Source organism: Telluria aromaticivorans (assembly GCF_013003915.1).
Taxonomy (GTDB): Bacteria; Pseudomonadota; Gammaproteobacteria; order Burkholderiales; family Burkholderiaceae_D; genus Telluria; species Telluria aromaticivorans.
The window spans coordinates 338454-365254 of record NZ_JABAIV010000002.1 but is presented as its reverse complement, the minus strand read 5'-3'; the positions used below and the strand labels follow the sequence as shown (position 1 = coordinate 365254).

The following is a 26801-nucleotide window of genomic DNA, read 5'->3' as shown; positions in this document are numbered from 1 at the left end:
CCATGATATAGTCGAGATATTGCTACTGGGAAATTATTGCGCCTGTGTGCGCCGATCCCGGTAGTTGACTTCGAGTATAGACATGACAAACAAGCCCCTGACCATCGGCGCCCGCCTGGCTCTCGGCTACGGCGCCTTTTTCCTCCTGATGATCGTCCTGTCGGTGCTGGCCGCCGGCCGCGTCGTGGAGATCGACCGCGCCCTCAACCACATCAACGACGTCACCAGCGTCAAGCAGCGCTATGCGGTCAACCTCCGCGCCAGCGTGCGTGACCGCGCGATCGCATTGCGCGACGTGGTCCTGGCGCCCAACGCGGCGCACACCGCCGCGCCGATCGGCCTGATCAAGACCCTGGACGATAATTACGCCCGTTCGGCCTCGCCGATGGACGCGCTGTTCCATGAGCTGCCGGATATCTTGCCGGCCGAAAAGGACGCGCTGGCAGCCATCAAGGAACAGGAACGCCGCACCCGGCCGCTGATCGACCGCGTGGTGGCGCTGCACGCCGCCGGCCAGGTGGCGGAAGCGACGGCGCTGCTGTCGCAACAGGCCGCGCCTGCCTTCGTCGACTGGCTTGCCAGCATCAATGGTTTCATCGAGCTGCAGGAGAAGCTCAACAATGAACATGCCGCGGGAGCGCGCCGCCTGGCGTCCGGGTTCTCCGCATGGATGGTGTTGCTGTGCCTGTGCGCCCTCGTGACCGGCGCTTTCGCCGCCTGGTATATCGCGCGCGGCCTGAGGCGCCAGTTCGTCCGGGAAGCGTTGGCAACGCGCCGCACCGATGCGCCAGTGTCCCAGGTGATCGAGACGATGGCGGCGCTCAGTGCATCGTCAAGCAAGATCGTCGACATCATCGGCGTGGCCGATGGCCTCGCGTTCCAGGCCAATATCCTCGCCTTGAATGCGGCGGTCGAAGCAGCCAGGGCGGGCGGGCAGGGCAAGGTTTCCCAGACCGTGGCAACGGAAGTGCGCCAGCTTGCCCAGCGCTCCGCCGCCGCGGCAAGGGACATCCGCGAACTGGTCGGCAGCTCGGCCGAACACGTCGAGGCGGGCGCCCGGCTGGTCGACGAAGCCGGATCGAGGATGGACGATATCGCCGCCGCGATGCGCCGTCTTATCGAGCTCATGGGTGAGACGGGGCATGCCGCTGCGGGCGAAGGCATGCATGCCGGCCAGGTTGGCGGCGCCATCGGGCACATGAATGAAGCTGTCTGCCACAACGCGGTGCTGGTGCAGCAGGCGACCGCCGCCGCGACCGCTCTGGAGGCGGAAGCCGATCGGCTGGCGCAGTCGGTGGGCGAGCTCCGGGTGGATAAGGCGCAACAGCCGGAACCACGGCCCGCCCTGGTCGGACTCTCCGATTGCTGAGCAACAATGATTGACCGATAAGGCTCGCTTCCGTGGCCTGAATATGTGATTGATAAGGGCCGCTTCCGCGGCCCTTATGCTTTTGGACACAGCGCAATATATTCCTCCAGGCAGGGCTTAACCTCGGTCTAGAATTGCCGTTAGGCATTTCATTATCCCTGGGAGAATCATCATGTCCAAGCCCCTGCTGCCGCTGCTCGTTACTGTCCTGCTGGCTGCATCCATCCATGCGCCGTCGATTCAAGCGGCCGAGCTGACCGCACTGGAACAGCGCTGGCTCAGCGCCGCCGGTCCGGTGCTGGCCTATTCCCAGAAGATGAAGCTGCCGCTCGACATCACCGTGCAACCGCAGCCCCGTCCCGGCGACGTGCCGCTGGCGATGGGCTTCGACAAGGGACGGTGCAAGCTGGTCCTGTCGCTGCGTAACAACCCGGACGCCGAGACCGTGCTGGCCGGCATCCCGGAGGCCGCGCAGGGCGCCCTGATCGAAGCAATGGCGGCGCACGAGATCGCGCACTGCTGGCGTTATGCCCAAGGCGTCTGGCATGCGCTGCCGGCCGGTTTCGAGGAAGTGGGCGAGGAAACGGCGGCCGATGTGTCGATGCTGAAGGCCGCCAGGGCGATGCGCGAAACGCGCCGCGAAGAAGGCTATGCCGACCTGGTCGCACTGGCCTGGACGCGCCGCAGCAACCCGGACGAGTACGCGCGGGTCTATCGCTGGCTGTCCGGCGTGCGTGACCGGGTGACCGTGCCGCGCAGCGGCCATGACACCCGTGTCTGGGTGCGCCTGGCCAAAGACGGCAGCGGTTTCGGCGCCGCAACCGCGCCTTTCGACGATGCCGCCGGCCTCTGGCGCGAAGGCTTGCTCGACGACGAATGAGCGCCGGTGCCGGCCAATACGGCTGGGCTGGCGTACGTACAAATTGATGTTTTATCGACAAGTGTACGTTGTCGCACAGATGGTGTCGGGTAGGGGGCGTTTAATGGACGCTGTCACAACAACCGACTATAAAGGGACACCATCATGAACAAGCTCCTCGCCACCCTGCTGGCCACCGCCGTTGGCGCAACGATCGCCGCAGCCCCTGCTTTTGCCCAGAAATCTGATACCGCAGGCTATCGCACTGCGATGGACAAGATCGCGGCCGACCACAAGGCAGCCAAACAGAAATGCGACGCGCTCAAGGATGAAGACGTCTGCGAAGAGCAGGCCGACGTGATGCGCGCGCGCGCCGAAGCCGATGCCGTCGCCAAGTACGACAACACCCCGGCCAACCGCGATGCCGCCCGCCGCAAGCTGGCCGAAGCCGAGTATGAACTGGCCGAAGAAAAATGCGACACCATGAAGGGCAACCAGAAGGACAGCTGCATGGCCACCGCCAAGTCGGCGCGTACCGCCGCGCTGGCCAACACCAAAGCCAGCCGCGACACCGCCATGGGCCGTAGCGCCGCCGGCGCCACCGCTGCAGGCGCTGCAGCCGCTACTAAAGCAGATACGAAGGCCGATACCGATGGCGGCCTGATCGCCAGCACCGACACCAAGGATCCGGTGAAAGCCGCTGCCGTCGAGAAATGCGAACAGCAGGGCAGCAAGACCGCCTGCGTCGTTGAAAACGACAGCCGCAAAGTGGCCACCTCGGCCGAACGCGCCGGCGACAAGACCCGCATGGCAGCCGCCGATGCCGGCGACCGTACCGAAGCAGCAGCAGCCACTGCCGCCGCCAAGACCGAGCGTGCAGGCGAGCGTGGCGTCGCCAACGTGTCCGATGCCATGATCACCACCAAGGTCAAGGCCGGCCTGGTCAAGGCGCCGAACACCAGCGCATTGGCCATCAAGGTCGAGACCGAAAAAGGCGTGGTCATGCTGAGCGGCTTTGCCGAGTCGAAAGCGGAAGTCGAGCGTGCCGAGCAAGTCGCCAAGGGCGTCGAAGGCGTGACCCGCGTCAAGAACTCGATCAAGGTCAAGTAATCGGGTAGGCGGGCCGCTTTCCGGTCCGCTCCCCGAAGCCTGCAGGATCCAAGCCCGAACGATTGCCGTTCGGGCTTTTTCGTTTGCGCAAGGTGGTACCGAGAACGGCCGGGCCCGTCTGATACCGGGGGTATAATGCCCGCGTGAACAAACTCGAAGCTTTCGGATACATTGCCGCCCAGGCCGCGCGTGGGGAAATCACCTTTCCCACCAGCGTGAACGCCGTGCTGCGCCTGCAGCTGGCGCTGGAGGATCCCGATTGCCATGTGGAGGAAGCGATCCGGCTGGTGCTGTCCGAACCGCAGCTGGCGGCACGTACCGTGGCCATGGCAAACACCGCCGCCTTCGGCGCCGGTGGCGTGCAGGTGACCAATGTGCGCGCGGCCGTGCTGCGCATCGGCTACCGCCGCCTGCGCGGGCTGGTCGCCGCCCTGATGGTGCGCCAGTTCGGCCACCGCATTGCCGATCCGGTGCTGCGCGCCAAGGCCGAGCAGCTGTGGGCGCACACGGCCTATGTCGCGGCCCTGGCCCAGGTGCTGGCGCGCCGCGTCACCCGTGTCGATCCGGATACCGCGCTGTTCGCCGGCATCGTGCATGAAGTCGGCGGCTTTTATTTGCTGTCGCGCGCCGACGAATTCCCCGGCCTGCTGGAGGACGACCCTGAGAACTGGGGCGCGCTATGCGAAGACGTGGTCAGCGCCGAAGTCATCCGCAAGCTGTCGATCCCGGCCGACGTGGCAGGGGCCATTGCCGCGCTACGCGACGGCGTCCTGAACCCTGAGCCGCATACGCTGCTCGACACCTTGCTGCTGGCGAACCGCTATGCGACGGTCGCGTCGCCGCTGGGCGCAGGCGAGGATCGACTGGATGCCGGTCCGCTCGACGCCGCCATCGTGCGTGCGCTGCTCGACGAGGCGGCGGACACGGCCCAGGCACTGGGCGACGCGACCCTGGTCTGAGATTCGCGGTATGTCAGGCAGCGGCTGGTGCCGGAGCGCGCCCCTGCACCAGCATGAGCAGCGCCAGCAGCACGCCGGACAGCGCCAGCCCGGCCGCCACCCACTGCGGCGACGCATACGAATAGCCGAGAGTCAGCGGAATCCCGCCAAGGAAGGCGCCCAGGGCGTTGCCGACATTGAATCCCGACTGGCCCAGCGACGAGCCCAGCATTTCTGCCTCGCGCGAATGCTCGATCAGCAGCATCTGGATCGGCGGACCCAGCGCCAGCGCATTGGCGCCGGTGGCAAAGGCCAGCACCAGCATGGCCGTCTGCGATGTGGCAAACAAGCCATTACACAGCAGCAGGGCGGTCATGCTCGCCAGGAGCATCACGATCGCCGGCAGCGGCGCCACCCGGTCGGCCAGTTGGCCGCCCAGCAGCACGCCCACCGTCATGCCGACCCCCACCACCGTCATCACCATCGGAATGGTCGATGGCTGGAACCGCGTGACCTCGGTCAGCAGCGGCGCGATATAGCTGAAGAAGGCAAAGAAACCGCCAGTACCGATCGAGGTAATGGCCAGCGCCAGCCACAGGGCGCGGCTGCGGAAGATCCGCAAATCCTGCATCAGGCGGGTACGCGGCTTGGGCGCGATGTGCGGCACCCATTGGCGCAGCCTCAGGACGGTGATCACGCCGATTGCCGCCACCACCAGGAACACCGCCCGCCAGCTCAGGTTATGCCCCAGCCAGGTCCCGGCCGGCACCCCGATGACGTTCGCCAGGGTCAGGCCGGTAAACATGGTCGCCATCGCCGCCGCAACCTTGCCTTCATCGGCCAGGCGGCTCGCCACGACTGCCCCGACGCCAAAGAAGGCGCCATGCGGCAAGCCCGCCATGAAGCGCGACAGCATCATCACCTCGAAGTTCGGCGCAAAGGCCGACATCGCATTGAACACCGTGAACATCAGCATGAACCAGACCAGCACGCTGCGCGGCGGCCGGTGCGCCAGCAGGCTGACCAAGGTCGGCGCGCCGACCACGACGCCCAGTGCGTAGGCGGTGATGAGGTAACCCGCTTGCGGGATGCTGATCTGCAGGCCGTTGGCGATGTCGGGAAGGATGCCCATGATGACGAATTCGGTCATGCCGATGCCGAAACCACCGAGGGCGAGGGGAACGAGGCTTTTCTTGATCAAAATAAGGGGGGGGGAAGGGCAGGCTGGAGCGGCACTATAGCGGCTGGCGCGCGTGCAGTCCGCTTTCCTGTCGTGATGACAGGTATAGCGTGGGGAGATGAGCGGGTAGCTACTCGCCTGCTTGCTCGTCCATCCTTGGCCAGGCGATGCGGCCATGGCCGGCGTTGTCGAGCCGCAGGCGCAGCGCGGCGGCGTCCTGCACAGGCAGGCTGAAGTCGAACAGTACCTCGTCGCCGTGGGCGACCTGGTCGAGGCTGGCGCCGGCCGCGTCGAGTTCCCTGCGCACCATGCCTTCCAGCGCATAGGGCGCCGTGCAGCGCAGCTGCTGCAGCTTGATGATCGGCACCTTCTGCGCTTGCAGCAAGGCTTGCGCCACGCTGTCCGTATAGGCACGCACCAATCCGCCTGCACCCAGCTTTACGCCGCCGAAATAGCGGACCACGGTGGCCAGTACGCCTTCCAGGTCCTGGTGGCGCAGCACGTCGAGCATCGGGCGGCCCGCCGTGCCGCTCGGCTCGCCATCGTCGACTGCGGCCGACTGGCCGCCTGCCAGCAACGCCCAGCAGACGTGCGCGGCGCCCGGATGCTGGGCGCGCAGGCCGGCCACGACCTGCTGGGCGCCGGCACGGTCGGGCATCGGCTGGACGCAAGCGAGGAAGCGGCTCTTCTTGATGACGAGTTCGAAGTGGACGGGAACGGCGATGGCGTAGGGCATGGACGGTTATCGGTGTCGCGCGGCGACATGCCGACGCCGTGACGGGACAGTGATCGGCAAGATAAAAACAAAAAAGGCGTCACGATTTCTCATGACGCCTTCATTGCAGAATCTTGGTAGGCCGTGCGGGATTCGAACCTGCGACCAACGGATTAAAAGTCCGCTGCTCTACCAGCTGAGCTAACGACCCAAGGAAGCCAAGATTATAGCGGCGTTTGCGCGAATATCCAAGTGCTTCGTTTCATTGTTATGAAAATTCGCGTGATTTACCTCGGCTTTTCGTTCAGGTCGCAACTTCCTTGTCTTCTGCCTGCACCTCGCGCATCGAGTGCGGTTCCAGCTTTTCCGCTTCCACATTATTGCGGATGAACAGGCCCCAGGTTGCGAGGATCGCAGCGGCTGCCAGGCCGACCGATGCCGAATGCAGCAGGTATTCCGGCTTGCTGTGCATGAACTGGAACACCCCGATCAGGCATTCGATCGACAGCGATACCACCACCACGATCAGGAAACGCGACAGGAAGCGCCGCACGCGGGTAGGGGAACTGATGTTGACCGAGCGCTGGACTTCTTCCTCGAGCACCGTCTGGCCAAGCTCGAGCGAGGCGACCGCAATGGTCAGCAGGCCGATGCACTCGAGGATGAGTTCGAAGCGGTCGCGGACCTTGAACTCCGCGCGGGGATCGAGGGCGCCCCAAGTCTCCACCCCGGCCATGATGATCAGGCCAAGGCCGCAGATGAAAAACAGGCCGACGATCAGCATGTAGCCGACAAGGAAAATGTTCTGGATGTATTTCATAGCCCGATACCGAGATGTAAGTTGCAATAATTTTAACTGTTTTCTGCGCTTTGGCTGCGTCCGGTAGGCGGTGCGCTGTCTTAAGCGTCCGGCGGATGACACGACGCAAGAATTGCTGTCGAGACTGCTTATATCGTGATGCCTTCGGCCGCCGTCCGGTGCGCCGGGCACCATTCCCACAAGGAGTTGCACCGCTCATGAGCACTGCGCTGACGGACCAGATTGTTGCTGCGTTGGCGGAGTTCAGCAGTGCGAGCCGCTTGTACGCGCTCAGGATCGGCGATGACGACGACACCAGCCTGCTGGTCGAAGCCTTCGTTGCCGAAGACGGGATACAGGAAGTCGGCACGCGCGACGTGATCGCGCTTTCAACTGACGCCTACCTTGACCCCGCGACGCTGCTCGGCCAGGCTGCGGCGCTCGAGATCAGCCTGGCCGACGGGACGCGCGAGCGCTTTGCCGGCGACATCAGCGAAGCCGCCATGCTCGGCAGCGATGGCGGCCTTGCCCGCTACCGCGTGCGGATGTCGTCATGGCTATGGCGGCTGGAGCATGTGCGCAATAGCCGGGTCTGGCAGGACAAAAGCGTCATCGAGATCATCGACGCGGTATTCGATGCCTACCTGCCGGCCGCACGCTGGCGCTGGAGCAAGGACACCGCGTCCTTCATGGCGGATGCCGTACCGCGCAGCTATTGCTGCCAATACCGCGAATCCGACCTCGCCTTCGTGCAGAGGTTGCTGGCTGAAGAAGGCCTGTGCTGGCGTGTCGAGCAGACCGTGGATGGTCCGGGGCTGGTGCTGTTCGCCGACAGCAGCCAGGCCAGCGCCATACCGGAAGACGCCAGCAGCGCGGCCAATGTGGGCATTCGCTTTCACGGAGCGCGAGCAATGGAGGAGTCCGACACCATCCAGTCCCTGACGGCGCAACGGCGTTTGCATGCTTCTCTGACGAGCGTGCTCAGCTACGACTACAAGGCCAGGCAGGTCGTTGGCGCCAGTTCGCCGTCTCACTATCCCGGCGGCAGCAAGCTGCCTGAGCTCGAATCCTCTGACGTGCCTGGCCAGTACGCCTACGCCGACTGGCAGCAGGCGCAGCGCTATGCCGACTTGCAGATGCAGGGACAGGAAGCGCGCGGCCAGCTCTGGCAGGGCCGCTCGACGGTGCGCACGCTGCGGGCGGGGACGCAAATGCAGGTAATTGGCGCGCCGCTCCAGCAGCTGGGCGAGTCGGCGTCGTTCACGGTGCTGCGGGTAGTAAGCATCGGCGTCAACAACATGCCGCCGGCTGCGCAGCATGCCCTCGCCGAGCTGTTCGGGCCGATTCCGGAGTTGCTTGAAGACGTCGTCGGCGCGGATGTGTCGCCGGAGCTTGCGCTGGCGATTGCCCAAGCCCGCGAGACTGGCTATGCGAACTGCTTCGATGCGCTTTCTTCCGGGCTTATCTGGCGTCCTTCCTTGGCCGGCGGCGTCGGACATATGTCGTCGAAACCTACTGCATTTGGTGCGCAGAGCGCGATTGTCGTTGGCGCCGGGGGCAGTGACCAGGCCGACGGTGCGGACGAGCTGTATTGCGACCGGCTGGGACGGATTCGTATCCGGTTCCACTGGCAGGACAGCGGGGATGCGACCTGCTGGGTACGCGTTGCGCAGCGTTCGGCTGGCGGGGGGATGGGTCACCATTTTCTTCCCCGTATTGGGCAGGAGGTATTGGTGCAGTTCCTGGAGGGGGATATCGACCGGCCGCTGATTGTCGGGGCGCTGTACAACGGGCAGGGGGAGGGTGGTGTTTTGCCTACGCCGGGTGGACGGCGCGACGGCGAGGCAGATATCTCCTGTTTCGAGGCTGCACACGATCACGCGACGTCGGGGCAGGGGAATCTCGCGGGTGGGAACAGCCCGGTGTGGCATGGCGCGTCGGCGGATAGTGCGGGGCATCGGAATGCAACGGCGCAGTGGGGGATACGCAGCAAGGAGTTTGGTGGGGGGTATGGGTATTCGCAGTTGCTGTTCGACGATACGGATGGGCAGGGGCGGGTGCAGCTCAGGAGTACGTATGCGGGGAGTGAGTTGAACCTTGGTCATTTGATTCACGCTGCCGACAATTATCGAGGGAGCGTGCGGGGGCTTGGGGCGGAGCTTCGGACGGATGCGTATGGGGCAGTGCGGGCCGGGGCGGGGTTGCTGGTGTCGAGTTACAAGATCAAGCATGGATCGGCGGCTCGGGATCCAATCGGTGAGAACGCTGCTGGGGCGGCATTGTTGAAGCAAGCAGTAGCCTTAGCAGACGCGTTTAGCTCGGCTGGCAAGACTCATCAAACCGTGGGGCTGGCGGCTCATCTAGGGACGGCGAAGGCAAACGAAAGCGTGCTGGATACCAAGGCCGCGCCGCTGAAGGCGATGTCGACGGGTTTGTCTGGAATGACCGCGACAATAGATCTTGACGCTGCGCTTGCTGACGCCACTGCAAAAAATACCCGGGCGGGCGATGAGAAGGTTCCGGGTTCGACGGACCCGTTGGTCGCGATCTCGGCAATCGAAGGTTTTGCTGCGAACGCTGGGCAGAGTGTGCAATTGGCGAACGGTGAAGCCACTGTCGTCATCAGCGGCCAGGATACTCAGCTAGTGACGGGGGCACAAATGCGGCTTCAATCGAAGCAAGCCATTGGAATACTAGGTGGTGCAGTGAAGCCGGGTGAGATCGGCATGGGACTGCAACTTATCACGGCAAAGGATGCAGTCGATGTTCAGTCGCAGGCTGATGAGTTAAAGGTAAATGCCAAAAACGAGTTGAGTGTCGTCAGCGTCAGCGCTAATGTCGACTTTGCAGCTGTTAAAAAGATCAGCCTTACTACTGCGGGCGGAGCCAACGTCACGATTGACGCCGGAAATATCGTGGTGAGCTGTTCCGGAAAAATTAAGGTACATGCAGGAAAGAAGAGTTTTGTCAATTCGGGCGACATAAGCTATCCGATTCCCGTTTTGCCACGCAGTGTATGCGTTGAGTGTCTAAAAAAATCCCTCGCTGCAGGACCTGCATTTTCAATGGTTGAATAAGTATGCTCATTGATAGTTTTTCCCTAGATTGTATTGAGAAACTTCGCAGTCGCGCATCTAACCTTCCGCCCGCATACTCGATCTATATGTTGGTAGATGGTGCATTTAGAGAAGGAATTCATAAGATCTTTCCCGACGAAGAAAAAAGAATTCTATTCGATTTGTTGCCAAGTTGCAGTACGAAAACACGAGACGTTTCTCCTTTCTTGATCGGATTCAATCCCCTTGATAAAAGGATTGGTGTCCTATTGGGGCGCTGTAGCGGCTGGCCTATGGTTAGCGCTATAGAGACTACAGAAAGTTTGTCCGTACTATCAATTCGATTGGCTGCATGGTGTATTGTTGAAGCAGATAGCAGCCGATTCAATTTTAGATTCGCTGACACGCGTAGAATTCCTGCAATTTTCAGAGTTCTTACTTCCAAACAAAAGGCCAGTTTCTTAGGTCCTGCCGCCAATTGGTCCTTTATCCGCAGAGATGGTGAGTGGGAAATTATCGTTATAAGGGAGCAGTCTTATCAGCCTCACCCTCCAATCTCCGATCCCTGCCTCGAAATATCACAGTTCAATGCGTTGATAGAGGATAGCCGTGCTGATGAGATACTTGCCGTGATGGCATATCGCGGCGAAAAGCCCGGCAGAGCCTCTGGACGGATATGGGGCTCGATAGTGGCCGCGCTAAAAATCTCGGTGAGAGCTAATTTGACCGATGTCGATACGGTCGAATGGGCGATTTGGTATGCAAATAATCATCATGATGAAGTCGAGGCGAAATTGCCGATCATGCTGCAAGAGTGGGTGAATATGCACTGCATAATTGAACGCGATGGCGAATGTGCTTCGGAACCCTTATCTGGCTAGAGATATCTGTGTCATTCTTTAAAAGCAGCATTTAAATTTTTGATTTCGAGATATTTGACTCAGGATTGCTAGATGAAAAAACTATCTGTTCTATGTGTTTGCATGCTGCATATCTCACTGCTGTCGGCTGCTGAGCAAAAAACAGTAGGGGTGAATCTGCATGGAGTTAATTATAGCGAAAACACGTTTCGATTCTTTGTCATGGACCCTACAGTCCCGACGTCAAGCAGCGGGGGGGAGTTGGTTGACCCGTTTGGCGCTGGAGGCATAACTTGCTGTGCGACGCTCCCAAAGAATTGGCGGCCTGGTACAAAATTGGAGATAAGAACAATCCATTGGCTAAAGACTAGCCGTAATGGTGAAAGCCAGGAAATTCATCAAGTTCACCAAGTGGACGTTCCTCGTTACGCAAGCGGAAAACCTGGAGAGCTTTGGATATTGCGTAGAGCTGATGGAAAGATTAGTGCAGTCTCAAGTGATTTCGAGCCTAATCATCCAAACTGGCCTGGTGAAATAAAAGGTTGGCCAATTCCTTCGCTTGAACATAGGCGAGAGAGATGGGCAATTTCCAAGAAGCATGAGGAGGCAGGGGTTAATGCTGCCGTTTCATTGTTAAATGGGCTACAAAAATCTCCTATTGCGACTGCTGGGAGAATATGGAAAACCGAAAAACAATACAGTCCAGAAGATGTGGCGGGTTTCACCGGGCCGAGCGATCCAAAATACATTGCAGCTGTAAAAAAGAGAATTGAACAGGGACTAGCCGAGACAAGGCAGCGACTTAATGAAATTATGGAAGCTCGGCCATGACAGCGTCTTTATGTGATTTAGTTCCCCCTGAATTCACTCAAGCCGAAGATTTTAAAAAGTTTTTCGGAGATGCTGGTGCTTATTATATCAAGCGTAAATGGGAGTCACGCGAGATGCTGGGGCGCACCGATCCTAAAAAATCATGCGATACGAATCTATTTTTTGGTTTCTTTTTTGATGGAACCAAGAACAATTACCGGAATGCGGTAGCGGGAAATGACTTCTCAAACGTTGCGCATCTATACAATTGTTATCCGGGAGAAAGCGTAAAAGGAGTTCTTGGCGAGGATTCCGACTGGAGGCATGAACCCGCCCAGCATGAACATTTTTTCAAGATATACATTCCCGGTGTAGCTTCTCCATTCTCACTTGTCAATGACACAGGAGTGGGCGACGATTTGACATTAGGGGCAGCATTTGGCAGATTTGGCGAGCGACGTATAATCTGGGCACTAGTTCAAGCGATAAATAACGTACACCGCTACTTCCATAAGAAAACTCTCGTTGAGAAATCTGATCTTGATGATATGTATAAGCGAGTTGTGCTCAACAAAAATGCTCGACGCTTGTTGAGCGAATCAACGCCATTATCAAAGCCGATTAATAATGTCAGGTCCGCCGCGCCAGATCGCGACACTACGGCATTCATTTATTTCCAGTATCTCTTGCAAAGGCTGCATTCGGCCGTGTCACAACACTGGCAAGATAATCGCACTGGCATTCCGAAAAAAATCGACCCTGCAATTGTTAAGACTATACACATATCGATTTTTGGATTTTCGCGCGGCGCGACCCAAGCTCGAGCGTTTACTAACTGGTTACATTCCATCTGCGCATTGGATTCTCATATTCTAGGGAAGAAGAACGGCCTCACGCTCGGCGGGTTCAATGTACAGTTTGATTTTCTAGGAGTATTTGATACGGTGGCTTCCATCGGCGCAGGTAATACACTGGGAAATAGTATTTTTGGTCGACAGCTCGATGGGCACAGCGCGTGGGCAGACTCAGAGGACAGTTTGCGCATACCTTCAGGACTCCAGTGTTTGCATCTTGTAGCTGCACATGAGGTTAGGAGAAGCTTCCCGTTGGATTCGATCTCCGTAGGCGGTGTAATCTCAACGGGTTGCCAGGAAATTGTTTTGCCCGGGGCCCATTCTGATGTCGGTGGCGGGTATGGGCCAAGTGAGCAGGGTAAGGGAGTAGAGGCGAAAGGTGCCGACATGATGTCGAGAATTCCGCTTCTAATGATGTATAAAACAGCACGTTTGAGCGGTGTACCATTGAAGCTCGAGCATGCTAATGAAGAAGCGAAGAAAGGCTTTCGAGTCACGCCCAAAACAATTTCTGATTTCAATGCATATATTGCGACATGTGTCGAGAAGCAGGGTCCAATTCATAAAATCATGCGCGAACATGGAAGAAAGTACATTGAGTGGAGAACTTTTCGAAAGCTCAGTGGAAAGGGATCGATAGTGAAGATTCCGAGCTTCGCCCGCGCGTCAACGTTACATCAAAACGATATTCATAGCGCGAGTATTGAGTTTGAGCAAGAGCTCGGGGCATTTGTTCAATGGTTCAAGGAAAGGGGCGCGCGCTATTTCTCGCATGTGCAGAAGCCCGGCTTTGACAATGAAGAAAAATCCGAATGGAAAGAGATCGCTAGATGGTGGAATGAAAACGCTATGCCTACGACACCGGTTATTCAATTCTTTGATGAATATATCCATGATTCCCGCGCTTCATTCAAGCTTGATGGCGCAGATAATGCTAATGACTTGCGTCGCGATTTAAGCGAGTGGCTGAAAAGGAAGAAGTTTGCTCAAAGTCAAAATGATCCTCGAGGCGAGAGAGCTATGGCAAACCTCGATGGTTTAGATCCTGCGAAGCGGAAGGCTGCTGACGATTTTAGTAAAACTGGGAAGATTCCCCGTATGGTTAATAGCGGCCGCGAGCCGATGGTTTACCCAGTTTATGCAGGCTATCTTAGATTTCGAAAAATTTATGGGGGTTCTGATGAGGTATTACTCGGATCTGTAACGGAGAACCTAGATAGCGATCGGAAATTTGCGTAACTCCCCAGATCATGTTTTCAAAAAAAAAGGCGCTACGATCACTCGTAACGCCTTCTTGGCTACTGCTAAATTCGTGGTAGGCCGTGCGGGATTCGAACCTGCGACCAACGGATTAAAAGTTCCTGAAGCAGCCCCTATTGCGTTGTGGTTCCTAGGCGTTCCCGTATCCGTTGCTGTAAGGACTTCCTTGCCGCGCCTGATTCATTGCCGAATGTCTCGTTTTTATTCAGTTCGACCCGACCTTGACGGTGATGGATGCCGCTTGACCCTGATGTATCTTGCTTCGACCAGAGAGCGACCAGACGCCGTCTTCAATGCTGCTGGGCGCATCCAGTTTGCCGATGAGCGATGTTGTTGATGACGTGTTCGCCGACAATTTGCACACCCTGCACACCAGAATCGGAAGATGAACGCAGGTTTGCTATCTATCTCAGAACAGATTTCGACCTGCCGAAATTCCAGATCTACTTCATGTCGCCACTGCTTGTTCAACTAGCGCATCCGCCAGCTTTTTTTGGTGTTGGTCAGCAGTTGTGATGCGAGACATTAGTTGGTCGCATATTTCCAAAAATTCTTGCATCTTGGCGACTATGCGCGGTTGTTCTTTTTGAGGCGGAATGGCGACTATCAACTCTGATACATCTGATACCTTCAAATTTGGTTGTAATCCTGAATTCCCAAATTTATCTTGATATATCTTTAAAACATGAGGACTCTTTAGGAATGTAAATAAATATCTATTCAATATTTCGCAATTTGGTTTTATTGCGGCAACTCGCTGATTTAGGAGTGAATTATTGTAGCTTGGCGGGCATTGACTTATTTTTAGTCCGGTTGAGATGTAGGGTCGCGTTAGAGCTAATATTAAATCACCCTCATTTACAATATATCGAGGATACTCAATTTTAAAATTTTCAGGTAGGTAATCGCTCGATTCTATAAATTCATAAACTCCAGCGTTTGTGATTTTTATTACTTTTGCTCCTGATTCGTTGTTGAAATCCTCGCTATTGAAGCCATGCCCAGAGAGTATCGTGGCGATGTTGGATAAACGACTCCATGCCCATCCAGGTGGCAACTCAAATGGCTCTTGATCCTCAGGAGTCGCAACCTGCGGTTTGTCCTTCCTAATCTTGCCTTCCGCAACCAATTTAGATTTTTCAGCCTGTATGCGTTTGAGTAATTCGCTGGCTGGTTCATCGTTGGCGTCTTGTGCTACCAGTTTCCCCATGACCGCCAGTTGCAGCAAGGCTTGTTTGAGCGCGTCGATGCTTGCTTCAGTGGTGAACAAGGTGCCGAAATGCGCTGCGATGCGTTGCCAGTTGGCGTTGAAGTCAGCTGCGCTTTGCGATTGTGTGATCGTGCCTAGCAGGTAGCTGACGAGTTGTTCGTGGGCGTCGGCGGCGTCGCTGTGCTGGGCTTCCAGTTGGTCGCACAGGGCCATCAGTTCATCGACTTTGGCGACGATGCGATGCTGTTCAGCGAGTGGCGGAATGGCAAAGAAAAGAGGTCTTAGTTTTGCAAGAGAAATATTGGCAATATTGGTCGTCTGACTTGCACTGTCAATAAGGGCTTCTCGTGTGTGAGGTGTTCTTAGGAGTGCCATTACAAAACGAGGTTCAATTAGATATGGCCTCAGGACTCCCAAAAAGCCGCCGAACGAAGTCCTTTGGTTAATCGTTGAGCCAACCAATGCGACTTTTCCGACTAACTCCCTGCTATTCGCCATGGACATCACAATATCTCTGGGCATTAGTATTTGGTCGTCGCGGGAAACAAATTCTTCGCGGATATACAAAATATCGTGCCATTCAATTTGATCTTGAACATTAGACGTCCTTAAACATGCGACTCGCCCATCTGCAGGCACCTTGGTTTTTTCACTGCCTGGGAAGGTGATGCCCCGAATTATGTCGACGACATTGCCTAATCGTGAATAAGCCCAGCCAGTTGGCAAGGTGAATGGCATTTCTTCAACGACATCTTGATCAAGCAATTTGCCATTCTTAATTTTGCCTTCATCAAGGAGTTTGGCCTTTTCAATCTGTATTCGTTTGAGCAACTCGCTGGCCGGTTCGTCGTTAACGTCCTGTGGAACTAACTTGCCGCGCACAGCGAGTTCAAGAATCAACTCGCGCATTTTTTTTATGCCATAAACGCCTGCAGCGCTACCGGACGCGCGGCCCCGTCCGGATTTTTTTTCGGTTTCTGCTGCTGTCCAGATGTCGATATGATCGGTCAGCAATTGCTGAATCGCGCTCATGCCTTGACCTCGCGCTGAAGCGCCTCGGTCAGTACGTCTTTAAGTTGTCCGCGTAGCGTGGCGATATCATCCTGCATGGCCTTGTATTGCGCCAGTAGCAGATCGGGGTCGTGGATTTCCTGCTCGCCGATGTGCGGGTTCTTGCAATCGAGGTTGTAGTTGCGTGCCTTGATTTCGTCCAGGCTGACCTTCCACGCCTGTTCGTTCTCGACCCGGTGCTTGAAGCCGTCCGCCTCCGTGCCCCACCACGCTGCCTCGGTATCGAATTCTTCGATCTTCATCGGTTTGGTTTTGTTGTAGCTTTTTACGCCGGGCGGGTAAGGGTGCTCGTAGAACCAGATGTGCTGGGTTGGCGTGCCTTTGCTGAAGAACAGCAGGTTGGTTTTGATGCCCGTGTACGGGGCGAATACGCCATTTGGCAGGCGGACGATGGTGTGCAGGTTGCACTCTTCCAGCAGCTTTTCCTTGATGCGGGTCTTGATGCCTTCGCCGAACAAGAAGCCGTCGGGCAAAACCAGTGCCGCGCGGCCACCGGCTTTGAGCATTTGCATGATCAGCACCAGGAACAGATCGGCAGTTTCGCGGGTACGGAAAGCGGCGGGGAAGTTTGTTTCGATGCCGTCTTCTTCCATGCCGCCGAACGGTGGATTGGTGACGATGACATCGACGCGCTGCTGTGGTCCCCAGCTGATCAGCGGGTAGGATAAGGTATTGTCGTGGCGGATATTGATCGGTACGTCGATGCCGTGCAGGATCATGTTGGTGGTGCAGAGCAGGTGCGGCATTGGCTTCTTCTCGATGCCATGAATGCCCGCTTGCAGTCGGTCTTCATCTTCGACGGTCTTCACATCTTGCTTGCGGATGTGCTCAATCGAGCAGGTCAGGAAACCGCCCGTGCCACAAGCCGGGTCCATCACCTTTTCACCAAGGCGCGGGTTCACCATGCGTACCATGAATTCGGTCACGGCGCGTGGCGTGTAGAACTCGCCCGCGTTGCCTGCGGCCTGCAGGTCGCGCAGCAATTGTTCGTACATGTCGCCAAACAGATGGCGCTCTTGCGCCTTGTTGAAGTCAACGCCTTCTTGAATCTTGTTCACGACCTGCCGGATTAGCTGGCCGGATTTCATGTAGTTGTAGGCATCCTCGAATACGGAGCGGATCACGTAGGCGCGCTGGTCGCCACCTTTTGCTTCCAGTTGTTGCAGGGCGGGGAACATGTCGTTGTCGAGAAACTGTTTGAGCGCTTCGCCGGTCATACCTTCGGCGTCGGCCGCCCAGTTACGCCAGCGGTATTTTTCAGGCAGCGGCGATTTGTAATTGTCTTGCAGCAGTTCCCATTCGCTCTCGCGGTCGTCAAAGATTTTCAGGAAAAGCATCCAGACCAACTGGCTAAGGCGTTGGGCGTCGCCATCGACACCGACGTCCTTGCGCATGATGTCTTGGATGGATTTGATGGTGCTGGAAATACTCATGAAGTGGACGGCTTTACTGTAACGGGTAATGAGGAAAAACTGACAACTATGCGTAGAGGTGCTTCTCTAGCTCGTGCAGGGCGGTAGTATAGCCCTGCTTGCCGCCGAAGGCCGATACCAGCTCGCTGGCGGTGCCCATGTTCTTGAAGGGATCGAGCGTGAGGATCTTGATGTCTTCAATGTTCGCGATACCGGTGTCGGCATATTTTTCGAGCAGTGTTTCGAGCACCTTGCGCGCCTGCTCGCCGTATTTGGCAAAGTAGTTGCGTTTCTTGACGTTGTCGGCGCGCTCGCGGCGAGTCAGCGGCGGTTGGTCGAAGGCAACGTGGCAGATCAGATCGAAGGCGTCGAAATGCTTGCCGACTTCTTCGGCCAGCGGTTCGAGCAGGACGCCATGTTCTTCCAGTTCACGCAGGATCGCGGCCTTGCGTTCGGTCTTGTCCCAGCGGCGCAGGAAGTCATCGAGGGATGAGTAATTCTTGCGAACGGTCTGGCGCGTGTAGTCCTTGAGCGATTCGGTGATTAGCTTGCCTTCTGGGCCGTAATACTGGACACGCTCTGCGACGATGTATACCGTCACATCGCCGAGCACATATTTGACGCGTCCGGGGCCAGGTTCGCCGTCGTCGCCTGGACCGCCGGTGCCGGTATCGGTGCCACCCAGTGGTATTGGCTTGCCGTCTTCGCCTATGACTACTTCTTCTGGATCGTTCTCCGGTGGCACGGGCGATTCATCGCCCTTGGGCTCGTAGATGATCACGGGTTCGCCATCGAACGCGGGATCGGCAAATAGCTCGGTGGCCTTCTTGAAGTCCATGATGGTGAACCAGAACTTGCCGTAGTCCTCGTTGATGCGCGTGCCGCGCCCGATCATCTGCTTGAACTCGGTCATCGACTTGATGTGCTGGTCCAGCACCACCAGCTTGCAGGTCTGCGCATCGACACCGGTTGTCATCAGCTTGGAAGTGGTGGCGATCACCGGGTAGCGCTCTTCAGGATTGATGAAATTGTCCAGCTCTGCCTTGCCTTCGATTTCGTCACCGGTGATGCGCATGACGTATTTTCGGCTTTCCTTGACCCGTTCCGGATTTAGGTTGACCAAGGCTTGGCGCATGCGCTCGGCGTGGTCGATGTCGTCACAGAATACGATGGTCTTGGCGTAGGGATCAGTTGCGGTTAGAAACTCGGTGATCTTCTTGGCGACCAACTCGGTGCGCTGCTTCAGGATCAGCGTGCGGTCCATGTCGATCTGGTTGTACACGCGGTCTTCTATCGCTTGGCCTTTGTCGTCAACCTGGCCCTTGCTGGGACGCCAGCCCTGTACGTCCCTGTCGATGTCAATACGCACAACTTTGTACGGAGCGAGGAAGCCGTCCTCGATACCCTGCTTGAGCGTGTAGCTGTAGACTGGCTCACCAAAATAGACGATGCTCGACACATCCTTCGTTTCCTTTGGTGTCGCCGTCAAGCCGACGTGCGTGGCCGAGGAAAAATAAGCCAGAATTTCTCGCCAAGCCGAGTCTTCCGCAGCGCTGCCGCGATGGCACTCGTCGATCACGATCAGATCGAAAAAATCCGGCGAGAACTGCTTGTAGATGTTTTGCTCTTCCTCGCTGCCAGTGACGGCCTGATACAGGGACAGGTAGATTTCATAGCTCTTGTCGATTTGGCGCTTGCTGATTTTGGTCATTGCCGCGCCGAACGGCTTGAAGTCGTTGTTCTTAGTTTGATCCACCAAGATGTTGCGGTCAGCCAAGAACAAGATGCGTTTCTTGGTGCCGGACTTCCACAAGCGCCAGATGATTTGGAACGCGGTGTAGGTCTTGCCTGTGCCGGTAGCCATGACCAGCAGGATGCGCTGCTGACCTTTGGCGACCGCTTCCACGGTGTTGTTGATGGCGTTGGCTTGGTAGTAGCGCGGGGCGCGCCCGCTGCCATCGTCGTAGTACGGCATCTCAACCGTATGGCGCGCTTCTGCAGTTTCCAGTCCCTTCCACTGGCAATAGCGTTGCCAAAGTTCAGTAGGCGAGGGGAAGGCGTCCAGTGCCAGTTCCCGTTCGACCTCGCCAGCAAAGCCGGTACGGTCATGAATTAGGAAGGCATCGCCGTTGGAGCTGAACACAAACGGTACGCCCAGCGTTTCAGCATAGTTCAGCGCTTGCTGCATACCGGCCCCAACGCTATGGCCGTTTTCCTTGGCTTCGATGACGGCGACCGGGATGTTGGACTTGTAGTACAGGATGTAGTCCGCGCGCTTCTGTACGCCGCGCGTATGAAGCTTTCCACGAACGATGACACGGCCCTTGGTGAAGCTCACTTCTTCGCGAATCTGCGTGTGGAGATCCCAGCCAGCTGCGGTAATGGCCGGGGTGATGTATTTCGTGCAGATGTCGCGTTCGGACAGGCTTTTCTTGTTAGTCATCGGGGCTGGCAATCCTTGTGCGTGCTGCCTTAATCGGGTTTTTGCAGCATCCCAGATGATAGCCTAGATGCAACATTTTGGTTGAATATTCACTTCCCCTCCAAAGCAAGTCGCTATTCCCTTGCACACGTCACGACCGCTTGAAGGAGCGCTGGCGCGGTTGCGCCGGAGGGGTGAGGAATGCGTCGCCAGATATTGCTGTGCCGCGCGCAGAATTAGCTGGAAGGTACGAAAAAGTATGGTCTGCACACCCTGCACTTTGATCCAGCGATACTCAGTAGAAGAAGCCGTAGTCCAGTTCCTCATACCGCAGTGCGTCAACGAATATACGGTCGGGGTCAGGCGAGTTACGGATGTCGACGATCTTCAAAAAGATGCGTTCAGTGCGTTCGCTGGGCGGCTGATTGTAGGCCCGTTGGGTACGGAAATCCGGGTTATCCAGAAACAGCATCGCCCCGTCGATCGGGATTTCTACTTCCACAAAATCGTCATCGCCTGCGTGCCTGGTTAGGCTGCCCAAGCCGTTGATGCTGACGACAACCCCTTCCGACAGTAAGGCATCAATCGCGGCCACGTTACCGCCATAGTTTCCTGCCTCGTGCTCGGCGTCGAGGGGCGATAGATCGATCTCGTAGGCGTTCATCGGATTCTGGTAATAGGCTGCGCCACCAGCGTTCGTATTCAGCGGCTCGCCCGACCAGTATTCGATGATTTGCTTGTAGAGCGGCGGGAGGTTGGGCGCATTCTCGAAGAGGCAGCCGCGCAGATTCGCTGGGATGCTGACGTGGGCCGCGTACATGCCTTGGTCCTTGGCGAGGATGCGCGTAACGACGGAGGCGTCGTCATGGAGCGCGGCCCAGTTGAGTTTATTGGCGTTCTTGAGGTAATAGCCCGGATTGTGAGTTAGGTCAGTTGTATCGTTGTCGGCGAGGTTGCACCGGTCGTAGTAATCGAGGTCCTTGATAGCAAGGACTGTTGCCAATGCCTCTGCGGTCGTGTAAATCGTGGTGGTCATCTGGTTATCTTTCTGTGGATAAAGTGGATGGGTTAGTCGATGATCGTAAAGCCCTTTCGCATGAGCTTGAGCCTGTGCCGCTGCTCGATCTGCTGGCGATGCGGCGCGAAGTGCGTCATGTTGCGGTGGCCTTGTTTACGCGTTGCCCGCTTGGCCGTGATGGCAGCTCTGATGGCTTCTTCTCCAAGGGCCGGATCGAAGTAAAACTGGCCGTTGCAGTAGGCGGCCCGGTCAATGTCGTATTGCGGACCTTCGATCACGAACTGCATCGCGTGGCGATGGCAGCGCATTAGGACGAGCTGGATTGGTTTGGCGCTCTGCTTTGACTTGCCGATGAAATAGCGCGGGCCGGTTCCGATTCTTGGAAGCTCTCTGAACATGTATGCGAAGGCATCCCGGATGCGGTCAAGTTCGGCCACATCGATGGCGATCAAGTCTATGTCTGTGAAGTTGGGATGCGTGACCGGGCAGACGATGTGCTTCAACATGCCGCCGAAAATGTAGATGTTCGGTGTGCGCATCAAGTAGCTCACCAGCAGCCCGGTTTGTCGCCCAGTTGGATCGTTGCTGTTCACTCTCATGGGCCTTGGCGGTAATTGATGGTCTACTTCTTGCCGCGTCGAGGTGGTGCTTTCTCTTCCTCAGTAGCACTTGCAGCGATTTCGCTTTCAGGTGAACTGTCTGGCTGTGCTACTGGAGGGGTATTAATGGCCTGGCCCGGTTCGGCGAGTAGCGCGGCCTTCCAAGCCATCCAATCACCGGATATGAGGTGACGACCTTCGGTTTCGGGTGCGGCGGCAAGCAACCCTTCGGCACGGAGGATAGCGGCGAGAAATCCTGCGTTATTGCTCGACCGCCCTGCGAACGCGCCTTGGAACAACTTGGAAGGGAACGGCTCGCCCTTCGGATGCTGAACGAGACACGCCACAACGCGGCTGAAGCAGATAGCCTCTTTACTGAAGTAGCCGCCCCCATCGTTGCCGGCAATCTGAATCATTGGCTCTTGACGATCGCTACCGGTCGCGATCTGGTAGGCAATCCCGCCTTCGGCGTGCTTGCCCAGCTTCGGAGCCTTCGCCGTCTTGAGCAGCCAGCAGGGCTGTGCGGCAGGGGTTACGGTTGCTTCTTCGGAGCCGTGACCGGTGTATTGGGTATCTGTGCGATTCATAGGGTTCGTGTAGTGTTCTTAAATGGATGGGATACGACAAAGCCCCGCACCGATAGTCAGTGCGGGGCTTCGGGTCTTCGCTTGCACAGCCTCCACAGCGGCGCGGTGACGCCGCCTGTTGTCGATGTGGGCTACTAGCGGCGGTAGCTCAGTGCGAACGACACATCGAGACTGCGCGGTAGCAGCGCCTGCTTAATGTCTGGGAGCGAGGTAGGAACATTGCTCGATCGGGTGGTCGTGGGCGATCCGATGGGTTTAGTGCTTGACCATTGCCAGGTCGGGCTTGCGGTGATTTTCATTATTCCTCAGAGCTTTCGTGATGTTACGCCAATGGAAAAAGCCCCAAGTCCGCAGTCGGGCTTGGGGCTTCGATGGGTACTACCAATCAATAATATATCTGCGCCATCCCGTTAAATTCGGTACGTCGGACAGTGGCCGGTGAGGTCCCTGGCTCCGTATACCCCCGCCCATCCTGCACAGCGAGCAAGGGAAGGGGCTCTCATAAAAAGTACTGGACAGTCAGTCACATAAGTCCTTTTCCGCTATAATTTCAGAGAGGAAATATTCACTCGAACAATAGGCACAATATGGGTTTCTCGGACGTTGTTAAGGAAATAGTCGCAGCCGCCAGCACCGGGATCACCCCGCAAGGAATCCGCGAAGTGATCAAGAGCTACTATCCTGAATTTTATGCAACTGAACGTCATAAAATGCACGTTGAGCGAGGAAATTACGCTGACCTTGAACACGCGCTCTTAGCGCAGGTCTACGGGGCAACCCGGTTAAACCGGGCGTTTATTCTCGATAAAACCAAAAAACCTGTCGTCATACGAATGGCCGCTCATGACCCCGATGCCGCGTTGGGCGAAAACCTGCTCGTCAACTCCCAACCATCAACCACAAAGTTCATCCCTATGACTAAGTTGAATATTGCTGCTGCCCGTGTTCGTCAAGGCGACCTCTTGCTCTATACCACTTCCATGAAAGTATGCGATCTCATGTCCGAGGGTTTCTATAGTGTAGAAACATTGGACCCGGAAGATACCGAAAGCAAGGGTTATCAGCGTTTGCTGAACCGTGCCCGTGCTAAGAAGTTAGCCGACTATATTCTTAAAGGTCAGGATAGTAACGACGTGTTTCTCCCTACCTCGATTTTTCTTGCTACTCACAATGATATCCAGTTCGATGAAAAAAATAATACGCTGGAAATTGATAGTGCCGCAACCGGGCCTTTTAGTGTTGTGGATGGACAGCACCGGCTCGAAGGGCTTAGGCTGGCCATGGAAAAGGACGACCGGGTTTTAGATTTTGAAGTTCCGGTGAATATTGCGGTAAGTTTGCCAAAAATCGCCCAAATGTGCCATTTTCTAATCGTTAATACTACTCAAAAGAGCGTGGATAAATCGGTCGAGCAGCGCATATTGGCGAGGCTCAGTGCTGCATTCGAGGTTGAAGAAGACTTGCCGAGTTTGCCGAAATGGATTCTTAACACCGTGCAAAAAGGTGAAGTCGATAAGGCAGTAAAGTACGTGGATTATCTCAACGATACTGCCGACTCCCCTTGGTTCAAAAAAATTCATATGGCTAATGCCGACGGCGACAAGTCCACCGTGAACCAACACTCCTTTGTTAAGGCTATCGTAAAGTACTTGCTTACAGCAAATAACCCTTTGTCGGTCCTTAACGATTTTGATAAAGAGAAGCGCATATTTTTGAATTATTGGACTGCTATTGCCAATAATTTAGATGATGGCAACTCTAGTACCCTGTATAAATATAATGGTGTAGAACTATTTTGCAAGTTTTCGATACCATTTTTCACCAAACTTCAGGATACGGGTAAGTATACTGTCGCTTCTATGGATGCGCTGATGAAGCGCTGTTTGGAAAATGTCGATGGTGAATATGCCGGGGTTAGCCATCCAGACTGGTGGAAGAAGGGCGGCCAGGGTAGTGGCCTGAATGCTGGCGCAATTAACCAAGTTTTCCATGCAATGACGAAAGCACTACATGCTACGTCGATGAACGCAACGATTGAAATATGAACGTAGAGCAGCTTTCGCCCTCGCCAAAAAACAAGGAGGCTTTTCGTCTTAGCCGCGAAGCCTTCATTCCTAATAAGGCAGGCTGTTATGTCCTAACCACTTTTTCAGGCGTTGTATTGTATGTCGGGCTTGCCAAAAATTTGCGCAAACGAATGCGCAATCATTTGGATACTCCTGAAAAAGTTAATGTTACTTCAGCGGGAAGAGCGATTTTATTCTATTGGTACGCATGCGCGGACATTAATAAGGTCGAGCGCACGTGGTTGAACACGCATATCGAACATACTGGATGCATGCCGGTCCTTAATAAGGTCTTTTCGCCTGTATCAATATAGCATTCGCGAGCTTCCTCCGAAGAAGGACGAGGCGGACTGTCCATATAATTTGACGAGCAGACGTCGGGCGACTATCGATAAGAAATCGCCGTGTGCGCGCTGCACACCTGCACAGCAATTTCGAGCGGGTGAATGAAGTATCGCTATCACAGCTCTACCTGCACATTTGCACCCCATAGAGCAGCAACACGTCGAGCCGCGTGGAGTTTAAGCGAAGCCAGCCTCTCCCGATATTGTTCGCGATGGCCCGGATGGGAATTTGCCCAGTTGGGTCACTGCGGCAAGAGCATTGTAGACGCTATGCGGATTGGAGGGCGGCCCAGGACAGTTCCTGATTTATATTTAGCCCGGCAGGTCAACCAGTGCGGCGAATCGCCCGTGCTATTCGACCTGATTGCACAGTGCGCATGGGTAGCGTGTTCGTGCCCTCGGGTTACGAATTGGCCAACCAAGTAGCCGCATGTTGGAAATTGCCACGCTATTCGCGCCCGTTCCTTGATCGAACTTGACGGTGTGGGATGCGCTCCAGATAGTCAGCCGGTATGATTGATCCCGGTAGTTCTAGTAGAGGACTATCAGCATGCCACCAGAGACGAATGCCAACAATTTCTCGACCAAGTTTTGCTTCACGAAAGCGAGCCTTAACGCCGCCCTGACTTGGTTTCTCGCCTATAGCGATAAGGATCAGCTCGACTGCTACGACACGAAATGCGTCGGTCTTATCGCGGTTCTGTATCGCGGCGGACGCATCAATTTCCGCTCGCGCCCCATCCTCCACGGACAACGCCTGTCGTTGGCACTCGGGGACTACAGCCCTCAGTTCACGGTCGAGCAGGCCCGTTCGGCATGCGCGGCTATTCGCATCCAGGCAGGGCAGGGGATTGACCCGCGTTCCGCCAGCCGCAACGGCATAACGTTTGGCCAGCTGTGGTCCGATCACTACTATCCAGCCGTGAAGAACCGTAAGCGCAGCATCAAGGACGACGTTCAAAAATTCGAGCGTTGGCTGTCGAGCGAGTTTGGCCACATGCCGCTGGCGGCAATCAAGTCGTCGAACATCGTCGCCTTCCTCGATATGCTGCGCGAGCAGGAAGAGCTGTCGCCCGCTACTGTAAATCGCTACCTCGCCTTGCTTAAGGCGATCTGGCGTCACGCCGTTGAGAACGACCTGTGCCCGAAAAGTCCCGCCAAACACATTCGCCCGCTGTTGGAACTGAATATCCGCACCCGCGTGCTTGACTCCGCCGAACGCCTTGCGTTTAAGGCGGCGTGCAAGGGCGAGAGTAACCGGGCTGCTGCTTCGCTGTTTATGCTGCTCTTCCTGACGGCGGCTCGACTCGGGGAAGCGCTGGGCGCGAAGGTGGCGGACATCAACCTCGATAGTGGCGTGTGGTATCTGCCCATGACCAAGTCGGGCAAGGCCGCGCATATCTGCCTTAGTTCGGCTGTTGTGCAACTGCTGCGTGACGTGATCGGTAATCGTAAGAATGGCTACCTGTTTCCGGGCAAGGATCCCACCAAACCCATGACCCGTCCCGCGAAAGCGTTCGAGCGCATCTGCGCGAGTGCGGGTATTAACGCATTCACCATCCATGACCTCCGCAGAACCTGGGCATCGATCGCCGTCAACGCGGGCGTGCCGCTGTTTACGGTCTCGAAGGCGCTTCGTCATTCGTCGCCGAACGTGACCGCTGCACGCTACGCACACCTGCAAGACCAAGCATTGATCGATGCAAACAATTTGGTTGGCGGGCTGGTGTGACGGGATGCGGCCTAATTTGTCGCTTATCGACAACAGCTAAAAAATATTTTATGGCTGAGCACCGGCAGGTGCCGTGCCGGAACGGGCGAAAAAACAGTGCGAAATTCACCTTGGCTGGCGGAAGTAACGGGATGCAGCCGATTTTTCGGGGCCTGAACGACTTGCTAGGACGCGGCTGGTCGAAGTCCTTTCCGCCCGTTAGGACGGCCAGGGAACCGACCCGGCGCACCACCTTCGCGACGTTAAGTCACTGTTTTAAAAGGTCTTTCTTTGATCGTGTGGCCGAATTAAGATGAGAACGCTGAATTTTTTAAGCGCAATCCCACAGGAGAATCAGATGCACGAACTGAGCAGTTTTTTGACCACGAAAGAAGTAGCCACGCTGTTACGCATCGCGCCGCAGACCCTGGAGAAGGCTCGGTCCACCGGGTTGGGCCCCCAGATCCCTTTCGTCAAGGTGGGCAGGTCGGTGCGCTACGCGCGCGGTGACGTGTACGCATGGACCGAATCGAAGAGAAACGTGTAAGGAA

Annotated in this window: 21 protein-coding genes and 1 tRNA gene; 12 read left to right on the top strand and 10 right to left on the bottom strand. The window is 56.4% G+C overall.

The features are described from left to right. Positions 1-82 precede the first annotated feature (82 nt). From HGB41_RS07115 to HGB41_RS07100, 4 genes are all read left to right on the top strand, one after another. Positions 83-1369, top strand: coding sequence for a methyl-accepting chemotaxis protein (locus HGB41_RS07115; RefSeq protein WP_171082616.1), 1287 nt, complete (start codon positions 83-85; stop codon positions 1367-1369). A 172-nt stretch (positions 1370-1541) separates the two neighbouring features. After that, positions 1542-2249 carry a hypothetical protein gene (locus HGB41_RS07110; protein WP_171082615.1) on the top strand — a complete coding sequence of 236 codons (708 nt, stop codon included), beginning with the start codon at positions 1542-1544 and terminating at the stop codon, positions 2247-2249. A 144-nt stretch (positions 2250-2393) separates the two neighbouring features. Beyond that, the gene (locus tag HGB41_RS07105) at positions 2394-3338 is read left to right on the top strand and encodes a BON domain-containing protein (RefSeq protein WP_171082613.1); all 945 of its coding nucleotides are present in this window, start codon (positions 2394-2396) and stop codon (positions 3336-3338) included. 143 nt (positions 3339-3481) lie between these two features. Then, a complete protein-coding gene (locus HGB41_RS07100; RefSeq protein WP_171082611.1) occupies positions 3482-4297 on the top strand; it encodes an HDOD domain-containing protein in 816 nt (271 codons plus the stop codon). A gap of 13 nt (positions 4298-4310) precedes the next feature. Here the strand turns inward: HGB41_RS07100 and HGB41_RS07095 are convergent, their stop codons facing one another. From HGB41_RS07095 to HGB41_RS07080, 4 genes are all read right to left on the bottom strand, one after another. Continuing rightward, entirely contained in the window at positions 4311-5477 is a 1167-nt protein-coding gene (locus HGB41_RS07095) for an MFS transporter (RefSeq protein ID WP_171082609.1), read from the bottom strand. Between the two features lie 109 nt (positions 5478-5586). Continuing rightward, positions 5587-6192: an IMPACT family protein gene (locus tag HGB41_RS07090; RefSeq protein ID WP_171082607.1), complete on the bottom strand. Its 606-nt coding sequence runs from the start codon at positions 6190-6192 to the stop codon at positions 5587-5589. 114 nt (positions 6193-6306) lie between these two features. Beyond that, positions 6307-6382 (bottom strand) — tRNA-Lys (locus tag HGB41_RS07085). A 93-nt stretch (positions 6383-6475) separates the two neighbouring features. Further along, positions 6476-6991, bottom strand: coding sequence for a hypothetical protein (locus tag HGB41_RS07080; protein ID WP_171082606.1), 516 nt, complete (start codon positions 6989-6991; stop codon positions 6476-6478). Between the two features lie 197 nt (positions 6992-7188). Here HGB41_RS07080 and HGB41_RS07075 point away from each other — a divergent pair, with 197 nt between their 5' ends. The 4 genes from HGB41_RS07075 to HGB41_RS07060 all read left to right on the top strand — a co-directional run bounded on the left by HGB41_RS07075 (position 7189) and on the right by HGB41_RS07060 (position 13789). Next, positions 7189-10047 carry a type VI secretion system Vgr family protein gene (locus tag HGB41_RS07075; protein ID WP_171082605.1) on the top strand — a complete coding sequence of 953 codons (2859 nt, stop codon included), beginning with the start codon at positions 7189-7191 and terminating at the stop codon, positions 10045-10047. Between the two features lie 2 nt (positions 10048-10049). After that, a complete protein-coding gene (locus HGB41_RS07070; protein WP_171082603.1) occupies positions 10050-10907 on the top strand; it encodes a DUF4123 domain-containing protein in 858 nt (285 codons plus the stop codon). Between the two features lie 72 nt (positions 10908-10979). Beyond that, on the top strand, positions 10980-11717 hold the full coding sequence (locus tag HGB41_RS07065; RefSeq protein ID WP_171082600.1) for a DUF3304 domain-containing protein: 738 nt from the start codon (positions 10980-10982) through the stop codon (positions 11715-11717). Continuing rightward, positions 11714-13789: a T6SS phospholipase effector Tle1-like catalytic domain-containing protein gene (locus HGB41_RS07060; protein ID WP_171082599.1), complete on the top strand. Its 2076-nt coding sequence runs from the start codon at positions 11714-11716 to the stop codon at positions 13787-13789. The genes HGB41_RS07065 and HGB41_RS07060 overlap by 4 nt, the downstream gene beginning before the upstream one ends. A gap of 469 nt (positions 13790-14258) precedes the next feature. On the opposite strand, the gene HGB41_RS07055 is transcribed toward HGB41_RS07060, so the two are convergent. The 6 genes from HGB41_RS07055 to HGB41_RS07030 all read right to left on the bottom strand — a co-directional run bounded on the left by HGB41_RS07055 (position 14259) and on the right by HGB41_RS07030 (position 22129). Further along, positions 14259-16052, bottom strand: coding sequence for a restriction endonuclease subunit S (locus tag HGB41_RS07055; protein WP_171082596.1), 1794 nt, complete (start codon positions 16050-16052; stop codon positions 14259-14261). Continuing rightward, positions 16049-17524, bottom strand: coding sequence for a type I restriction-modification system subunit M (locus HGB41_RS07050; RefSeq protein WP_171082594.1), 1476 nt, complete (start codon positions 17522-17524; stop codon positions 16049-16051). The genes HGB41_RS07055 and HGB41_RS07050 overlap by 4 nt, the downstream gene beginning before the upstream one ends. Before the next feature lie 46 nt (positions 17525-17570). Beyond that, positions 17571-19946, bottom strand: a complete 2376-nt coding sequence (gene hsdR / locus HGB41_RS07045; protein ID WP_171082592.1) for an EcoAI/FtnUII family type I restriction enzme subunit R — start codon at positions 19944-19946, stop codon at positions 17571-17573. A gap of 274 nt (positions 19947-20220) precedes the next feature. Then, entirely contained in the window at positions 20221-20961 is a 741-nt protein-coding gene (locus tag HGB41_RS07040; protein WP_171082590.1) for a hypothetical protein, read from the bottom strand. Positions 20962-20993: 32 nt separating this feature from the next. Further along, positions 20994-21536, bottom strand: coding sequence for a hypothetical protein (locus tag HGB41_RS07035; RefSeq protein ID WP_171082588.1), 543 nt, complete (start codon positions 21534-21536; stop codon positions 20994-20996). Between the two features lie 29 nt (positions 21537-21565). Continuing rightward, positions 21566-22129 carry a hypothetical protein gene (locus HGB41_RS07030; protein WP_171082586.1) on the bottom strand — a complete coding sequence of 188 codons (564 nt, stop codon included), beginning with the start codon at positions 22127-22129 and terminating at the stop codon, positions 21566-21568. Between the two features lie 587 nt (positions 22130-22716). Here HGB41_RS07030 and HGB41_RS07025 point away from each other — a divergent pair. The 4 genes from HGB41_RS07025 to HGB41_RS07010 all read left to right on the top strand — a co-directional run bounded on the left by HGB41_RS07025 (position 22717) and on the right by HGB41_RS07010 (position 26797). Further along, positions 22717-24174, top strand: coding sequence for a DGQHR domain-containing protein (locus tag HGB41_RS07025; RefSeq protein WP_171082584.1), 1458 nt, complete (start codon positions 22717-22719; stop codon positions 24172-24174). Continuing rightward, a complete protein-coding gene (locus tag HGB41_RS07020) occupies positions 24171-24509 on the top strand; it encodes a GIY-YIG nuclease family protein (protein WP_171082582.1) in 339 nt (112 codons plus the stop codon). Before HGB41_RS07025 ends, HGB41_RS07020 begins: the two co-directional genes overlap by 4 nt. Positions 24510-25089: 580 nt before the next feature. Continuing rightward, positions 25090-26271 carry a site-specific integrase gene (locus HGB41_RS07015; RefSeq protein ID WP_171082580.1) on the top strand — a complete coding sequence of 394 codons (1182 nt, stop codon included), beginning with the start codon at positions 25090-25092 and terminating at the stop codon, positions 26269-26271. A 337-nt stretch (positions 26272-26608) separates the two neighbouring features. Beyond that, positions 26609-26797 carry a helix-turn-helix domain-containing protein gene (locus HGB41_RS07010; protein ID WP_171082577.1) on the top strand — a complete coding sequence of 63 codons (189 nt, stop codon included), beginning with the start codon at positions 26609-26611 and terminating at the stop codon, positions 26795-26797. Positions 26798-26801: the final 4 nt, after the last annotated feature.

Coding starts and splice junctions, on each gene's coding strand:
- HGB41_RS07115 (WP_171082616.1), top strand. CDS start 83: ATGACAAACAAGCCCCTGACCATCGGCGCCCGCCTGGCTCTCGGCTAC.
- HGB41_RS07110 (WP_171082615.1), top strand. CDS start 1,542: ATGTCCAAGCCCCTGCTGCCGCTGCTCGTTACTGTCCTGCTGGCTGCA.
- HGB41_RS07105 (WP_171082613.1), top strand. CDS start 2,394: ATGAACAAGCTCCTCGCCACCCTGCTGGCCACCGCCGTTGGCGCAACG.
- HGB41_RS07090 (WP_171082607.1), bottom strand. CDS start 6,192: ATGCCCTACGCCATCGCCGTTCCCGTCCACTTCGAACTCGTCATCAAG.
- HGB41_RS07080 (WP_171082606.1), bottom strand. CDS start 6,991: ATGAAATACATCCAGAACATTTTCCTTGTCGGCTACATGCTGATCGTC.
- HGB41_RS07075 (WP_171082605.1), top strand. CDS start 7,189: ATGAGCACTGCGCTGACGGACCAGATTGTTGCTGCGTTGGCGGAGTTC.
- HGB41_RS07070 (WP_171082603.1), top strand. CDS start 10,050: ATGCTCATTGATAGTTTTTCCCTAGATTGTATTGAGAAACTTCGCAGT.
- HGB41_RS07065 (WP_171082600.1), top strand. CDS start 10,980: ATGAAAAAACTATCTGTTCTATGTGTTTGCATGCTGCATATCTCACTG.
- HGB41_RS07060 (WP_171082599.1), top strand. CDS start 11,714: ATGACAGCGTCTTTATGTGATTTAGTTCCCCCTGAATTCACTCAAGCC.
- HGB41_RS07055 (WP_171082596.1), bottom strand. CDS start 16,052: ATGAGCGCGATTCAGCAATTGCTGACCGATCATATCGACATCTGGACA.
- HGB41_RS07050 (WP_171082594.1), bottom strand. CDS start 17,524: ATGAGTATTTCCAGCACCATCAAATCCATCCAAGACATCATGCGCAAG.
- hsdR (WP_171082592.1), bottom strand. CDS start 19,946: ATGACTAACAAGAAAAGCCTGTCCGAACGCGACATCTGCACGAAATAC.
- HGB41_RS07040 (WP_171082590.1), bottom strand. CDS start 20,961: ATGACCACCACGATTTACACGACCGCAGAGGCATTGGCAACAGTCCTT.
- HGB41_RS07030 (WP_171082586.1), bottom strand. CDS start 22,129: ATGAATCGCACAGATACCCAATACACCGGTCACGGCTCCGAAGAAGCA.
- HGB41_RS07025 (WP_171082584.1), top strand. CDS start 22,717: ATGGGTTTCTCGGACGTTGTTAAGGAAATAGTCGCAGCCGCCAGCACC.
- HGB41_RS07020 (WP_171082582.1), top strand. CDS start 24,171: ATGAACGTAGAGCAGCTTTCGCCCTCGCCAAAAAACAAGGAGGCTTTT.
- HGB41_RS07015 (WP_171082580.1), top strand. CDS start 25,090: ATGCCACCAGAGACGAATGCCAACAATTTCTCGACCAAGTTTTGCTTC.
- HGB41_RS07010 (WP_171082577.1), top strand. CDS start 26,609: ATGCACGAACTGAGCAGTTTTTTGACCACGAAAGAAGTAGCCACGCTG.